This window comes from Pseudomonas sp. W15Feb34 (genome assembly GCF_023127765.1).
In the GTDB taxonomy this organism is placed as follows: domain Bacteria; phylum Pseudomonadota; class Gammaproteobacteria; order Pseudomonadales; family Pseudomonadaceae; genus Aquipseudomonas; species Aquipseudomonas synxantha_A.
Map to the genome: position 1 here is coordinate 340,390 of NZ_SPKN01000045.1, position 13,681 is coordinate 354,070.

Here is a 13,681-nt window from a genome sequence, read left to right on the forward strand (position 1 = left end):
GACTCATAGTTGTTCCTCTGGGCCGCGTGGCGCCGGGTTACGGGTGATAAACATCGCATCACCGTAGCTGAAAAAACGGTACTCGTTGGCAATGGCGGCCTGGTAAGCAGCCATGGTTTGCGGGTAACCGGCAAATGCCGACACCAGCATCAAGAGCGTGGATTCGGGCAAATGGAAATTGGTGACCAGGCAATCAACCACATGGAATGGCCGGCCCGGGAAAATAAAGATATCGGTGTCACCACTGAACGGCTTGAGCACACCATCACGCGCCGCACTTTCAAGTGATCGTACGCTGGTGGTGCCCACGGCCACCACTCGCCCGCCGCGCGCCTTGCACGCATTGACCGCGTCCACGACGTCCTGGCTGACCTCCAGCCATTCGCTGTGCATGTGGTGGTCTTCGATGTTCTCCACACGCACCGGCTGAAACGTACCGGCCCCCACGTGCAGGGTCACATAGGCCGTCTCGACGCCCTTGGCGGCAATCGCATCCAGCAGCGGCTGGTCGAAATGCAGCCCGGCAGTCGGCGCCGCTACAGCGCCGAGGCGCTGTGAGTACACCGTCTGATAGCGCTCGCGGTCCGCGTCTTCGTCGGGGCGGTCTATATAAGGAGGCAACGGCATATGGCCGACGCGATCCAGCAACGGCAGCACTTCTTCGGCAAACTTGAGCTCGAACAAGGCATCGTGGCGCGCAACCATCTCGGCTTCGCCACCGCCATCAATGAGGATGCTCGAACCCGGCTTGGGCGACTTGCTGGAGCGCACATGGGCCAGCACACGATGGCTGTCCAGCACCCGCTCCACCAGAATTTCCAGCTTGCCGCCGGAAGCTTTCTGGCCGAACAGCCGCGCCGGAATCACCCGGGTGTTGTTGAAAACCATCAAATCGCCCGGGCGCAAATGCTCAAGCAAATCAGTGAATTGACGGTGTGCGAGGGCACCGCTGACCCCGTCCAGGGTCAGCAGTCGACTGGCGCGACGCTCGGCCAAAGGGTGGCGAGCGATCAGCGAATCAGGGAGCTCAAAAGTAAAGTCAGCAACGCGCATGATGGGGTTCGTCTAGCAGGGCCGGGAAGTCTAGCGGAAATAGTGAAAATAGACCATGAAACGTGATTGACCAACGGTAATCTCATCTCTATACTTCGCCGCCATTGAGCCCTGATGGCGGAATTGGTAGACGCGGCGGATTCAAAATCCGTTTTCGAAAGGAGTGGGAGTTCGAGTCTCCCTCGGGGCACCATCTTAAAGAAAGACCTTGAAATTCAAGGTCTTTTTTTTCGCCTGTGAAAAAGTGCCGGGCGTGGCAGTGGGGGGTTAGTGAGACCATGGAATTGATGCTTGAAGCGGTTGCACTGTTCGCCCTGAAGCTGGCGCATGAAACCGAGGACGGCAGCCCGCTGCTGCGCGATGATCCTGCAATGGATGGCTATGAGCGTGAAGTGTTTGGGTTGTTGGTGCGCCAGGGAAACTTGGCTGAGATCCAGTTGAAGCTCGATGAGTGCATCACCCAGGCGTTGATTGCATTGGGTGGAGCGGACAGCGTGCTCGGGCGTGAATTGCTAAAGCTATCCACCCCTGTGCAAAACATCTCTCACCTTGATGAGTTGATCTGTCCGCTGACCGTTCTAAAGGGCTATCTGAAAGATGTGCAATGAATCGGTGATCAGCATAACGGCCAGGTACACCATCAATACCGCCACCCCTGCATCCAGCCAACGCCAGACCGCTGGCTTGCGAAACAATACTGTCAACCGCTGACAGCACAGCGCCAACACCACAAACCACACGAGTGATGCCGTCATGGCGCCTGTCGCGAACAGTGCCTGTTGGCCCGCAGGTTTCGTGGCCCCGATAGAACCAATCAGCACCACGGTATCCAGCCATGCATAAGGGTTGGCAAAGCCGAGTATGACCGCCGAGCGCAACAGCCCTCTTTGCGAATTGCCGCCTTGAGCATCCGGCATGGACTGATCCCGGATACAAGCCAACAGACGCTGGCCACCAAACCAAAGCAGATAGGCCGCTCCGGACAATAGCAATAGCGCCATCACCTCAGGCCGACTTCCCAATAACGACCCTAAACCCGTGACCCCGAAAGCGATCAGGAAAATATCGGCCAATACGCAAATGGCGACAACGCCCCAGATCGGCCCGCGACCGACACCTTGGCGGATCACCAGGGTGTCTTTCGGGCCTGGGGCGGCGAACAGTCCGATGCCCAAGAGCAAACCTTCGATGTAAAGGGCATTGAAATGAGGAAACATGGACTGTTCGAGCCCTCCAGGACTATTTAGCGCAGTTGAATCGGCTGATTACCGAAACCGGTATGACGAGCATTCACCGTGCTGCCCAGGTCAATGGGTTTCTGGCGGTAAAAGGTCGTCAGCAACTGGTCCGGATTGGGGTTTGCAAAGTAAATCAATGAGCTTCTGGCGACCGGTTTGCTGGGCGCAAGTACAGCATGGTAGGCGGCAGGCACGGCATGATCGGAGAGCTCTGTCAGCAAGGAGCCGGCCAGCACCGCGACCTCGTTCTCCAGAAGGCGTACAGGTTCCAACGATCGTCCCTTCATCAAGACCAGCCCTTCGCGGGTAGGCTTGATAAACGAAAGCATATGCCCGTCTTCATGAGGATCTTGAGCAAATTTACGAGAATGGTCTTTGGCCTGTGGACCGTAGACACACAACTGGATATACGATGCCGCGCGAAAGGGGGCCAAGGGTGCCACGCCAAATTCCTCGCAAATGCCATCCATCACCCCCTGGGCCAACTCGCTCATCTGTCGTTCAAAACTGCCGACTGCGGCAACGAAAGTACTTCGGGTGAATTCGAAAGCGGTTCTTTTTGAAGCGTGCGCGGGCCAGTAACAAAACCGCTCGCACAGGTCAGGGTGATCCTCGACAAGGGAGTACTCGGCGCCAAAAGGGAAAAACCCATCCGTGTCCTGGGCAAAGGAAAATTCATCCTTGATGGCCTGGGGAATGGCCGAATACCCATCGATGATCTTTTTGTAGTCCTGCAACATCGCATCAGGAATTTGCAGAATGCCAAAGCCTGATCGGGCTATGGATTCGCAGCATGCTTTTAATCGAGACATAGCTATACCCAAAGATAGTTGTAAAGGAATGCAACACACTAGGTTCGCAAGCATGCGAGAAACCGCGACACTGGATATAGCCAAACAGAAAGGGACTGATCCATGTCCTTCACAACGGCGCTAGCAGGTTGCGAGTGTGCAGGGCTCACTACACGCAACGGCGAGCAAGTTGTCCTTTTTGGCGAACAAGATGATGATTTTTCAAGGACGGGGATCAACGTACGGATATGAGCATCAAAACCCGCGACACACTCCGAGCACTGGTCGTAAGACGCAGCCGGGAACTGGGCAAATCCATGACAACCCTGGCCAAGGAAGCCGGTATTTCGCGTACCTATCTTTACGGATTAGCGGGTGGCATTTCACAGGATCCCTCGGTACGCACCCTGATCAAACTGGCCAAGGCGCTGCAGGTGTCCCCGTTATTGCTGTTCCGCTACTTCGCCGATTTGGCAGGCGCACCGGTCGATACCCATTCAATGGCAACCACCAACCGAGCCATCGGCCTGCATGATCTTGGCGACATTGTGGTGTTTAACGCCGACGTCACCACGCCCGACCAAACCGTCGTGCTGCCTGGCGAAACGTTTCAGAAAACCTGGGAGATCCAGAACGTCGGTACCCGCCCCTGGCGCGGTCGACGATTGGTTCGAGTGGACGGTGAATACGTCATCGCCCGTCGCACGGCTACAGGCGAGCCCCTGGAAGTGGTGATGGACAGCCACCTGCGCAGCCTTAACAACGAGGTACCGATTGCCGAAACCCTGCCCGGCCAACCGGTGCATATCACCGTAGAGTTTGGAGCGCCGAAAGAGACCTGCACGGTCACTTCGATATGGCGTATCGAAGATGAACACGGGCGCCCCTGCTATGGACCTGCATTCATCCTGCATGTGATTGTCAACGTCATGGCACGCTGAAAGCAGCCTTATTTGCGCCCTTCCACCGCCATCCGTACTGCCAACCCCATCAACACTGACCCCATCACCCAGCGCTGCACCACCTGCCACCCCGGCCGAGTCACGAAGAACACCGCGATGGAGCCGGCCATACAAGCAATCACCGCATTGACGCTGACGCTGATGAAAATCTGCAGAGAGCCCAACACCAACGATTGCAACAGCACGCTGCCATGGCCGTTCGGTTCAATGAACTGGGGCAGCAGCGACAGATACATCACCGCCACCTTGGGATTGAGCAGGTTGGTCACCACGCCCATGGTGAACAACTTGCGCGGGCTGTCCTTGGGCAAGTCCCGCACCTGAAACGGTGAACTCCCGCCCGGCTTGACCGCCTGCCACGCCAGGTACACCAGATACAGCGCACCGCCGAACCGCAGCACGTCGTAGGCAAGCGGCACCGCCATCACCAGCGCGGTGATACCCAGCGCCGCGCACACCATATAGATCAAAAAGCCCAGCGCCACCCCGCCAAGTGAGATCAGCCCTGCGGTGCGCCCCTGGCAGATCGAGCGGGAAATCAGGTAAATCATATTCGGCCCGGGCGTGAGCACCATGCCGAGTGAAATCAGGCCGTAGGCAAGCAAGCTGGATATATCGGGCATTGTTTAGCTCCTGGATTTCTATGCTGCCGGCGTAAAATCCTTCGCCAGCACTGTAGTGTTACGCGCCATGCTAGAGCCTTGCAGGCTCAGCCGTTAGATACAGATCCGCGAGCAAAACGCCATACACCAGCGGCACCCTTCAACCAGGACAGGCACATGATCGACTTCAACAACAAAGGCTTCTTCAAGCTCAAACAAAACAACGAATACGCCGAACGCGTTTCGGCCCTGCTGATGGACGGCGAAGAAGTGGTCGACGCGTACAAGGCCATGCGCGACGGCGTGGTCTTCACCACCAAGCGCATCATCGCAGTGAACGTGCAGGGGATTACCGGCAGCAAGAAGGACTTCACTTCGCTGCCTTACAAAAACATCGTGGCGTATTCGGTGGAAACGTCAGGGACGTTTGATCTGGATTCGGAGCTGGAGATTTACTTTTCGTCGCTGGGGAAGGTGAAGTTCGAGTTCACTGGGAAAACCTCGATTGTGGAGATCTCGCGGCTGATTTCAAAGCATCTGCTGACCTGAACCTTGGGCAAAAAAAGACCTTGGCGCACCAAGGCCTTTTTTTTGCCTACACGATTCAACAGATGTACCAGATCATAATGTGGGAGGGGGCTTGCTCCCGATGGCGCCCTCCCATGAATACATGATCCGCCGAACACTTGAGAACTCACACCCCACGCCTGCGCAAATATCTGCGATACCAACCCACTCCCAGCAACACCGTAGCCAGCATCACAACCCCATTACCCACCAACCAAAATCCAAAATTTCGATTCTGTTGCGCATCCCCCTCATAAAACGGCCCGAAATAAGCCGACACTGCCACAACCAATCCGTTAAACACCGTCAGCGCCACCACAACCATCCCGATCACAAAGAGCACGCCCTTAACCACCTTCATATGACTTTCCAAAACCCTATCTCCCTGGACTCGTGATAGTCCGAGAACGTCCCCTCAATCGAAAACCCCAACTGAATACGCGGATAACTCAGCCAATTCGTCAACCGCCGCCCATTCCAAAGGTCAATGTGGTCACCACTGCGATTGCCAGACGTCTCATTCCCTCGGCGCCAAAAGTCTTTGAAAAAGATAATGCCTTGCTGCCCCGCCAACACCTCTTCGAAATCCTCAGGTTTTATCTTCTTCGGGCGCTGCAAACCGGGGATATTCGCGTCACTTAGAGGTTTGGCCATCTCCTCAGCTGCCAACACATGGCCCTCACTCTTGGCATGCTGCCAACAATAGCGCACACCTCTCAACCTGCTCAGGTCGGCGCCTGACCTGCGCAGTGCTACGCCCAGGTTAATGGCGCATTGGTCACTGAAATTTTTGGCGCCGTTGGTTCTACAAGGGGCGGCGTCTCCGAAGATTTCCGGATGGTTTTTCCATAGGGAGTTGAACGTCAGCATTAAGCGCTTCCATCGCGTATTTTTCACACGAACGTAGCAAACGCTTTGCCGCTAATACTGAGGTCAGGCGCAAATCAGAACGGTCCTACTTGCGTGTAGGCTTTGGATGCAGGCCAAGGCTCATAATGTTAATGAAAGGCCTAAAATCACGTGCTGTGAAACATGAGGACGGGTGCATTTGTCCTGGTTATATTCAAGGCGCCTGTAAATCAGCAAATGGTGCACAAGTGACCCGATCATCCATCATCAAAATAGACCTGAGCCGCATCCAAAACCCCAAAGAACTTCACGCCACACTGTGCACTTCACTCAACTTCCCCAACTGGTATGGCCGAAACTGGGATGCCTTTTGGGACGCCATCAGCGGCTTGGTAGAAATGCCGGAGACGCTTGAGTTTTCTGGTTGGGATATTTTTTCAGAGCACCTACCCCACGATGCCAAGATGCTGCGGCAGTGCTTGGCTGAGCTTGCGACCCATTACCCGGAGCTTGCGTCGCGGGTTCGCTATTGATGCTTGAGCCTAATGACAACCGACGGCGATACCTTAAGCCGAACCCAGTTCAATGTGGGAGCCTGCGCTTAACTGACTGGCATGACGGCAAGCCCCGGCACCTTCTGATCGCGTTGTGCCCGGTGGTAGCCGTCAGCCTGGGCAGCTCACTTGGGCTGGAATGTATCTAAGTACGCCAGGATATTTTCAATCTTCTGCGGATCACTGATCCCCCAGAAAATCATCCGCGTCCCACTTACCACCGATTTCGGGTCTTCGATGTAGGCCGTTAGTTTGTCCCGCGTCCAAACCACTCCCGAATTCTTCATCGCATCCGAATACTGATAGTCCGGGGTCGTACCGGCAGGTCGGCCGATAATGCCGTTCAGCTGCGGCCCAAAACCGCCGCGCGCACCTTCACCGATGCTGTGGCAGCCGCCGCAGGTCTTGGTGAAGAGTTTGCCGCCCGCTTCGGAGTCGCCAGCTGCAAACGCGGGTGCAGCGACAACGGTGAGGGCGAGAGTCAATAACACGTACTTCATCAGGGTCTCCCTATGGGTTATTGCCGTCAATTATGCCTGCTTGAACGGCCGCTCCCCCAGCCGTTCCACCAGGCGCACCAGATAACCGTCCGGGTCTTGCACGATGAACTGGCGCTGCCCGGCCTCTACGTCGCCCGCGCGGTACCAGGCATCCTCGACGTTACGGAACAACGGGCGGCCGATCTCCGACAGGCGCCGCAAGATAGGCGCTACGGCAGGCACGTCGATTTGCAAGTTGATGCCACGCCCGAAAGGCTGCTGCAAGGGCGCGGTCAACCACTGCCCGGCGTGCGGCTCGTATTGTTCCAGCATGATTTGCGCACCGTGCAGGTCGAGGTAGGCAAAGCCTTCTTCAGCGCGCTGATAGGCGATGCCGAAACCCAACTGGTCAACCCAGAATGCCAGGCTGGCACCGAGGTGGGTAACGATGAGTTCTGGCACGAGGGGATTACGCTTAAACATGGCATTCCTTGGACGTCGCAGTGGCGCTTACCTTAACGGATTATCGTGCTGACGGCGTGGGGCAAGACCACATGCTGGAACCAGCCGAATGACCACCCATCGTTTAAAAAACATCCAATCGAACCTATATACCCAACCCCCACTCCACCTTACTGAACCCCTGATGGTGGAGTAAGGATCATGGTTCAGCCATCGATTTTAGTATTGGAAGACGACGAGATCATTCGGGCGTTAATGGTGGATGTGCTGGAGGATTTCGGTGCGGTGGTGACTTCATTCCCTTCGGCGGATGAAGGGATGATTTATCTGGAGCGGGGCGACGATCCTGTGGACTTGATTGTCAGTGATATTCAAATGCCCGGCCTGCTCAATGGCTACGACTTGAGCCGCGTAGTGGCTCATCGCTGGCCTGAGGTGCAGGTGGTGCTGACTTCCGGCAATACGAAGATCGCCACTCAATTGGGCAGCTCGGTGCGGTTTCTACCTAAACCATGGAGCACCGATCACTTGCTTGAGTGCGTGCAAACGGCATTGACCCAGCAGGGAACGCCCATGCATTGATAGCGTCGCGATATCATCCGGACCGAACTCGTGGCGTGCCGTGGGGTCATTTGGAATACAGGGAGCGACTTTTCTGATCCACTGGTCAGCCTTTTCGCTTCTTGCGCTCAGCTGACGACAACGAGTTGTGTAGAATTGTCGCCCATTTTCATGCGTCATTCCTGGCCGACAGGCCCACAGTTCGAGCTCATTGAATGCACTCACAGGCCCATGACGTTGGTGCGCCATCCTTGCTGGAAACGTTGCGCACGGGTACCGGCCTGTTGCATGTCGCGTTGGAAAAGCGTTTGCCGTTTTTTTCCGAACGCCTGGATGCCCAGTGGTATCGGCGATTGCTGCAGGCGTACTACGGTTTTTATCAACCCATGGAGGCGGCGCTGTACGACGGTGGCCTGATTCCAGATGGAATTGACATTGCATCACGTGTGAAAACGCCGACGCTGGTCAACGATCTGCGCGCCCTGGGCCTGGATAGTCCCACCCTCGATGCCCTTCCCCGCTGCACCCAACTCCCCGCGCTGGACACTCCTGCCGCTTGCCTCGGCGCCCTGTATGTACTGGAAGGTGCAACGCTCGGCGGCCAGGTATTACGCCGGGAGATGGCGTCACGCCTGGCGATCGAAGCCGACAACGGCGGTGCGTTTCTCGATGTCTACGGTGCCGAGACCGGCCGGCGCTGGAAAGACTTTCTCGACTACCTGGCTCATCAGCCACTGGATGCGAGCGCTCGAGCGCGCGCAGTGATGGCTGCCCGGTCCACTTTCAGCGGCTTTGAGCAATGGCTCGAACGCCAGGAGGTACTGCTATGAAACCCGAAGATTTTGAAGAGCTGCTTGCCAACTGTGCCGACGAGCCCATCCGCTTCCCCGGGGCAATCCAGCCTCATGGCGTGTTGCTGACGCTGTCGGAGCCTGAGCTGAACATCATTCAGGTCAGTGCCAACGTCGGCACCTTGTTCGGCCACACGCCCGAGGCCTTGTTGAATCAACCGTTGCACACGTTGATTGGCAGTGAACACGCTCAGGTGGTGCAGTCGATGGCCGAGCACAATACCTTTATCGACGCCCCACCCCTGCATGTCACGCTCAACGGTGCTCAGTTCGAAGGTTTGCTGCATCGTCATCAGAACGTGCTGGTGTTGGAATTCGAACCCTTGCTCGCGGATTTCAAACCCCAGGTACGCAATGGTCTCACCAGCAACCTGAGCAAAATGCTGCAACGCCTGCAATCGGCCAAGACACTGCAAGCGCTGTACGCCATCAGCGTGGATGAAATCCAGGCCATGACCGGTTATGACCGAGTGCTGATCTATCGCTTCGAAGACGAAGGCCATGGTCAGGTAATCGCTGAAGCCTCGGCGCCGGCCATGGAATTATTCAACGGCCTGTTCTTCCCCGCGTCCGACATCCCCGAACAAGCCCGTGAGCTGTATCGCACCAACTGGCTTCGGATCATCCCGAATGCGTCCTACGAACCCGTACCGCTATTGCCAAAATTGCGCCCGGACACCGGCCAACCGCTGGACCTGAGCTTCGCTACCCTGCGCAGCGTGTCGCCGATTCACTGCCAATACATGCAGAACATGGGCGTGTTGTCGTCCATGAGTATTTCGCTGATGAAGGGCGACAAACTCTGGGGCCTGATCAGCTGCGGCAACCGCGAGCCGCTGCTGGTGCCGAACGATCTGCGTATGACCTGCCAGACCATCGGTCAGGTGCTGTCGTTGCAGATCAGTGCCATGGAAGCCTTGGAGTTAAGCCGCCAGCGAGAGGAGAAAGTCGAAACCCTGGCGTTGCTTGATCGGGCGATGAAAGCCAGCGACGACAATGTGTTCGACAGCCTGGCCCACCACGGTAAAAAACTGATGGACCTGACCTTGTCGGGCGGTGTGGCGATCATCGAAGACAAGCAGTTGCACCGTTACGGCAACTGCCCGGAACCAGCGCAAATCCGGGCGCTGCACAAGTGGCTGCAAACGCTGGGCCAGCCGGTATTTTCCAACCACAACCTGGCTTCGGTGTACCCACCGGCCGCCGAGTATCAGGCGGTGGCCAGTGGTGTGCTCGCCATGAGCCTGCCCAAGCCTGTGGATAACGGTGTGTTGTGGTTTCGCCCGGAAGTCAAAGAGAACATCAATTGGAGCGGTGACCCGAGCAAGCCGCTAAATCTGGAAACTTCTGACACTGGCCTACGCCTTCGCCCACGCACGTCGTTTGAAATCTGGAAAGTGGAAATGGCCGGCATTTCCACCAAGTGGAGCCACGGCGACCTGTTTGCCGCCAATGACCTGCGCCGCTCGGCCCTGGAGAATGACTTGGCCCGCCAGGTGCTGCGCGAACAACAAGCGGTGCGTGCCCGAGACGAGTTGGTCGCAGTGGTTTCCCACGACCTGCGCAACCCGATGACAGTCATTTCCATGCTCTGCGGCATGATGCAGAAAGCCTTCAGCTCCGACGGCCCACACACCTCACGGCGGATTTCCTCGGCCATCGACACCATGCAACAGGCCGCCGGGCGCATGAATGTGCTGCTGGAGGACTTGCTCGACACCTCGAAAATCGAAGCCGGACGCTATGTGGTCAAGCCGGTTGCGCTGGACGTCAGCCAGATATTTGAAGAGGCATACTCGCTGCTGTCGCCACTGGCCTCGGAAAAAGGTATCGACCTGTCGTTCAACGCCGAGCCTGGCCTGCAGATCAGCGCCGACCCGGAGCGCTTGTTCCAAGTGCTGTCGAACCTGATCGGCAACGCCATTAAATTCACCCCCCGCCAGGGCAACATCGGTATCAGCGCCATGAGCAACGGCGAAGAGATCGTGTTTTCGGTACGCGATTCCGGTGAAGGCATTGCGCCGGATCATTTGCCCCATGTGTTCGACCGCTATTGGACCCAGTCCGAGAACAATCCCACCGGCAGCGGGCTGGGGCTGTATATCACCCAGGGGATTGTCCAGGCCCATGGTGGTCGGATCGAAGCCGACAGTGAATTGGGGCGCGGCAGTGAATTCAGGTTTACGGTGCCTAAGCCTGCTTGAGACACACCAAATTCCTACTAGCCAAACATATGGTTACCTATGGCCGGGAACGAAAAACCCGGCCAACTCCACTCAATCAGTGCGCACTCAAAGGGAGTATTGATGCGACAACAGTCCTCCAATTGAGTAAGGGGTTTTACCATGATCATCGGTAGTTCATTCCACAGCTACAACATCGAGCGTGCTACACAGAACACTCAGTCCCCAGTCAATCCTACGCAAACATCTTCGCCGGTTGCCAGCAACCAACAGGAACAAAATACGCAACCAACAAAACGTAAAGATTCAAACCTGGATTCCCTTGGAAAGGGCCAAGTGCTTTAACTTTAAAGCGTTACGAGTCACCAGCGATAAGTGCAGCGCCCTGCGTTGCACTCTGTTGACGAAACACTGACATCCTCTGCGTTACCCTCTCCAGTTCAACTTGGTATGAGCTGCATTATTCATGCATCAACCCGACACCCTGCCCGCCGTCATCGCCGGCCCCCTGCTACGGCGCCTGGAGCCGCAACGCCTGGTTATCTGGTTGGTGGGCAGTCGTGCCCTGCCACTGTGCTTGAGGCTGCAATTACCCCAGGGCGAGACGCTGAATATCCCGCTCGATGCAACGCACTGCCAAGTCGTGCCCGTCGGGCGCCATGCCGTTATCCACTTGATCGATGTAGCGCTGAGCGACGCTCTGCCCCAGGACGAGGTCATCGGTTACGACCTGATCGTCGACGGCATCGGCATCGCACAATGGGCGCCGCACTTGCTGTATGCCGACGCCACAACGCCGAGCTTCGTGCTGCATAGCCGCATCAACCACTTGGTACATGGCTCCTGCCGTAAACCCCATCACCGTGCAGATGAAGGTTTGTTGTGCGTCGACCGCCTGTTGGCGCAGGCCCGCACCCCGCTCGAACGCCCCGCCTTGCTGATGATGAGCGGCGACCAGGTCTACGCCGACGATGTCGCCGGGCCCATGCTGCGGGCCATCCATGCGCTGATCGCGCACCTGGGCCTGTTCGACGAGTTCCTGGAGGGCGCCGTGGTAGACGACAGCGTCAGCCTCTATGGGCATCGCGCCAGCTATTACCACCGCGCCGACCTGCTTCCGGCGCTGGACAGTAACGAGACCCTGCGCGAACGCTTTTTCGGCGGCGTGAAGAAGCCGATCTTCACCAGCAGCACCGCTGACAATCACCTGGTGACCTTCGCCGAAGTCATCGCGATGTACCTGCTGGTCTGGTCGCCCACCCCGTGGACGCTGATCACACCACGACCGCCGCAACTGAGCGCGCAAGAACAACTGCGTTATGCCCGCGAACAAGTGCAGATCGATCAATTGCGCACCGGCTTGCCGGGGGTAGCCCGGGTGTTCGCCCACTTGTCGACGCTGATGATCTTCGATGATCACGACATCACCGACGATTGGAACCTCAGCGCTCAGTGGGAGCAAACCGCCTACGGCCATCCCTTCTCCAAACGCATCATCGGCAATGCCTTGCTGGCGTACCTGTTATGCCAGGGCTGGGGCAACCAACCCCAGGTGTTCGGCGAACTGCTGACCCAGACCCAGGCACTGACTGGCCAGGCGCAGGGCAATCATCTGGACGCTGCTGCCCAGGATGATCTGCTGGAGGTGCTTCTGAAATTCCAGCAATGGCATTACGTTTTGCCCACCACCCCTGCCCTGGTGGTACTCGATACCCGTACTCGGCGCTGGCGCAGCGAATTTACCCTCAAGCAACCTTCCGGCCTGCTGGACTGGGAAGCCTTGAGCGAACTGCAACAGGAGCTGCTCGACCATCCGTCGGCCATTATCGTCTCGCCTGCGCCGATCTTTGGCGTCAAGCTGATCGAAACGGTGCAAAAGGTCTTCAGTTGGTGCGGCTTCCCACTGCTGGTGGACGCCGAAAACTGGATGGCTCATCGCGGCGCCGCCCAAGTGATCCTGAACATCTTCCGCCACTCGCGCACGCCCGGTAACTACGTGATCCTCTCCGGCGATGTGCATTACTCGTTCGTCTACCAGGTGCTGATCCGTCACCGCAACGGCGGCCCGAGGATCTGGCAAATCACCAGCAGCGGCATCAAGAATGAGTTCCCGCCGCGCCTGCTGGAATGGTTCGACCGTCTCAACCGCTGGCTGTATTCCCCACGCTCGCCGCTTAACTGGTTTACCCGCCGCCGTACCATGCAGGTAGTCCCGTATATTCCGGACCATGCCGAGGCGGGTGAGCGGCTGTGGAATAGCGCGGGAATTGGCCAGGTGTTTTTCAATGAACAGGGCCAGCCGGATGAGATTTACCAACACAACGCGGATGGAAAGCCTCGAACAAAGATGCTGGCGCCCGAACCATAGCCAAACGCCACTATCCGAAAGCAGCACATCCGCCCTATTCAAACCGTGCAAGCAGCGAGGTAGAGTAGCGCCAGCCACGGAGTATCGGCGTCACCAATAATAACTGGCCCCTAGGGGGCGTTCTCAATTAGTTTCCCCGCCGCGTTGTCGCCTTAAAGCGG

At 57.2% G+C, this 13,681-nt stretch carries 16 protein-coding genes and 1 tRNA gene; 9 read left to right on the forward strand and 8 right to left on the reverse strand.

The window, feature by feature from the left end:
• Positions 1-3: 3 nt before the first annotated feature.
• Positions 4-1,053, reverse strand: a complete 1,050-nt coding sequence (gene queA, locus E4O97_RS23390) for a tRNA preQ1(34) S-adenosylmethionine ribosyltransferase-isomerase QueA (RefSeq protein ID WP_032879598.1) — start codon at positions 1,051-1,053, stop codon at positions 4-6.
• Between the two features lie 108 nt (positions 1,054-1,161).
• On the opposite strand from queA, the gene E4O97_RS23395 reads away from it, so the two are divergent.
• Positions 1,162-1,246: transfer RNA gene (locus E4O97_RS23395), tRNA-Leu, on the forward strand.
• A gap of 85 nt (positions 1,247-1,331) precedes the next feature.
• The gene (locus E4O97_RS23400; protein ID WP_032879596.1) at positions 1,332-1,661 is read left to right on the forward strand and encodes a hypothetical protein; all 330 of its coding nucleotides are present in this window, start codon (positions 1,332-1,334) and stop codon (positions 1,659-1,661) included.
• Here E4O97_RS23400 and E4O97_RS23405 read toward each other — a convergent pair.
• Both E4O97_RS23405 and E4O97_RS23410 read right to left on the reverse strand, forming a co-directional pair.
• Positions 1,632-2,270: a LysE family transporter gene (locus E4O97_RS23405; protein ID WP_005791208.1), complete on the reverse strand. Its 639-nt coding sequence runs from the start codon at positions 2,268-2,270 to the stop codon at positions 1,632-1,634. The genes E4O97_RS23400 and E4O97_RS23405 overlap by 30 nt on opposite strands.
• 26 nt (positions 2,271-2,296) lie before the next feature.
• Positions 2,297-3,103, reverse strand: a complete 807-nt coding sequence (locus E4O97_RS23410) for a 2OG-Fe(II) oxygenase family protein (RefSeq protein ID WP_032879594.1) — start codon at positions 3,101-3,103, stop codon at positions 2,297-2,299.
• 227 nt (positions 3,104-3,330) lie between these two features.
• Here E4O97_RS23410 and E4O97_RS23415 point away from each other — a divergent pair, with 227 nt between their 5' ends.
• The gene (locus tag E4O97_RS23415; RefSeq protein WP_005791214.1) at positions 3,331-4,023 is read left to right on the forward strand and encodes an NBR1-Ig-like domain-containing protein; all 693 of its coding nucleotides are present in this window, start codon (positions 3,331-3,333) and stop codon (positions 4,021-4,023) included.
• 8 nt (positions 4,024-4,031) lie between these two features.
• Here the strand turns inward: E4O97_RS23415 and E4O97_RS23420 are convergent, their stop codons facing one another.
• Entirely contained in the window at positions 4,032-4,667 is a 636-nt protein-coding gene (locus E4O97_RS23420; protein WP_248162357.1) for a LysE family translocator, read from the reverse strand.
• Positions 4,668-4,823: 156 nt separating this feature from the next.
• On the opposite strand from E4O97_RS23420, the gene E4O97_RS23425 reads away from it, so the two are divergent.
• Positions 4,824-5,195 carry a PH domain-containing protein gene (locus E4O97_RS23425; RefSeq protein ID WP_032879590.1) on the forward strand — a complete coding sequence of 124 codons (372 nt, stop codon included), beginning with the start codon at positions 4,824-4,826 and terminating at the stop codon, positions 5,193-5,195.
• Positions 5,196-5,340: 145 nt separating this feature from the next.
• Here E4O97_RS23425 and E4O97_RS23430 read toward each other — a convergent pair whose 3' ends face one another.
• Positions 5,341-5,574 carry a hypothetical protein gene (locus tag E4O97_RS23430; protein WP_032879588.1) on the reverse strand — a complete coding sequence of 78 codons (234 nt, stop codon included), beginning with the start codon at positions 5,572-5,574 and terminating at the stop codon, positions 5,341-5,343.
• Positions 5,571-6,083, reverse strand: coding sequence for a T6SS effector amidase Tae4 family protein (locus tag E4O97_RS23435; protein WP_248162359.1), 513 nt, complete (start codon positions 6,081-6,083; stop codon positions 5,571-5,573). Before E4O97_RS23435 ends, E4O97_RS23430 begins: the two co-directional genes overlap by 4 nt.
• Before the next feature lie 227 nt (positions 6,084-6,310).
• On the opposite strand from E4O97_RS23435, the gene E4O97_RS23440 reads away from it, so the two are divergent.
• Complete coding sequence (locus E4O97_RS23440) at positions 6,311-6,595, forward strand: barstar family protein (RefSeq protein ID WP_078822264.1); 285 nt, start codon at positions 6,311-6,313, stop codon at positions 6,593-6,595.
• Positions 6,596-6,741: 146 nt separating this feature from the next.
• On the opposite strand, the gene E4O97_RS23445 is transcribed toward E4O97_RS23440, so the two are convergent.
• Positions 6,742-7,116 carry a cytochrome c family protein gene (locus E4O97_RS23445; protein WP_248162361.1) on the reverse strand — a complete coding sequence of 125 codons (375 nt, stop codon included), beginning with the start codon at positions 7,114-7,116 and terminating at the stop codon, positions 6,742-6,744.
• 30 nt (positions 7,117-7,146) lie between these two features.
• Entirely contained in the window at positions 7,147-7,578 is a 432-nt protein-coding gene (locus tag E4O97_RS23450; protein WP_078822266.1) for a VOC family protein, read from the reverse strand.
• A 180-nt stretch (positions 7,579-7,758) separates the two neighbouring features.
• On the opposite strand from E4O97_RS23450, the gene E4O97_RS23455 reads away from it, so the two are divergent.
• From E4O97_RS23455 to E4O97_RS23470, 4 genes are all read left to right on the forward strand, one after another.
• Positions 7,759-8,139, forward strand: coding sequence for a response regulator (locus E4O97_RS23455; RefSeq protein ID WP_248129143.1), 381 nt, complete (start codon positions 7,759-7,761; stop codon positions 8,137-8,139).
• Positions 8,140-8,333: 194 nt separating this feature from the next.
• Positions 8,334-8,948, forward strand: coding sequence for a biliverdin-producing heme oxygenase (locus E4O97_RS23460; RefSeq protein WP_032879575.1), 615 nt, complete (start codon positions 8,334-8,336; stop codon positions 8,946-8,948).
• A complete protein-coding gene (locus tag E4O97_RS23465) occupies positions 8,945-11,173 on the forward strand; it encodes an ATP-binding protein (RefSeq protein WP_032879573.1) in 2,229 nt (742 codons plus the stop codon). Before E4O97_RS23460 ends, E4O97_RS23465 begins: the two co-directional genes overlap by 4 nt.
• A 445-nt stretch (positions 11,174-11,618) precedes the next feature.
• Positions 11,619-13,520 carry an alkaline phosphatase D family protein gene (locus E4O97_RS23470; protein ID WP_078822268.1) on the forward strand — a complete coding sequence of 634 codons (1,902 nt, stop codon included), beginning with the start codon at positions 11,619-11,621 and terminating at the stop codon, positions 13,518-13,520.
• Positions 13,521-13,681 lie beyond the last annotated feature (161 nt).

Bases quoted from the DNA above. Each gene is read 5' to 3' on its own strand.
- queA (WP_032879598.1), bottom strand. From the start codon at position 1,053: ATGCGCGTTGCTGACTTTACTTTTGAGCTCCCTGATTCGCTGATCGCT.
- E4O97_RS23400 (WP_032879596.1), top strand. From the start codon at position 1,332: ATGGAATTGATGCTTGAAGCGGTTGCACTGTTCGCCCTGAAGCTGGCG.
- E4O97_RS23405 (WP_005791208.1), bottom strand. From the start codon at position 2,270: ATGTTTCCTCATTTCAATGCCCTTTACATCGAAGGTTTGCTCTTGGGC.
- E4O97_RS23410 (WP_032879594.1), bottom strand. From the start codon at position 3,103: ATGTCTCGATTAAAAGCATGCTGCGAATCCATAGCCCGATCAGGCTTT.
- E4O97_RS23415 (WP_005791214.1), top strand. From the start codon at position 3,331: ATGAGCATCAAAACCCGCGACACACTCCGAGCACTGGTCGTAAGACGC.
- E4O97_RS23420 (WP_248162357.1), bottom strand. From the start codon at position 4,667: ATGCCCGATATATCCAGCTTGCTTGCCTACGGCCTGATTTCACTCGGC.
- E4O97_RS23425 (WP_032879590.1), top strand. From the start codon at position 4,824: ATGATCGACTTCAACAACAAAGGCTTCTTCAAGCTCAAACAAAACAAC.
- E4O97_RS23430 (WP_032879588.1), bottom strand. From the start codon at position 5,574: ATGAAGGTGGTTAAGGGCGTGCTCTTTGTGATCGGGATGGTTGTGGTG.
- E4O97_RS23435 (WP_248162359.1), bottom strand. From the start codon at position 6,083: ATGCTGACGTTCAACTCCCTATGGAAAAACCATCCGGAAATCTTCGGA.
- E4O97_RS23445 (WP_248162361.1), bottom strand. From the start codon at position 7,116: ATGAAGTACGTGTTATTGACTCTCGCCCTCACCGTTGTCGCTGCACCC.
- E4O97_RS23450 (WP_078822266.1), bottom strand. From the start codon at position 7,578: ATGTTTAAGCGTAATCCCCTCGTGCCAGAACTCATCGTTACCCACCTC.
- E4O97_RS23455 (WP_248129143.1), top strand. From the start codon at position 7,759: ATGGTTCAGCCATCGATTTTAGTATTGGAAGACGACGAGATCATTCGG.
- E4O97_RS23460 (WP_032879575.1), top strand. From the start codon at position 8,334: ATGCACTCACAGGCCCATGACGTTGGTGCGCCATCCTTGCTGGAAACG.
- E4O97_RS23465 (WP_032879573.1), top strand. From the start codon at position 8,945: ATGAAACCCGAAGATTTTGAAGAGCTGCTTGCCAACTGTGCCGACGAG.
- E4O97_RS23470 (WP_078822268.1), top strand. From the start codon at position 11,619: ATGCATCAACCCGACACCCTGCCCGCCGTCATCGCCGGCCCCCTGCTA.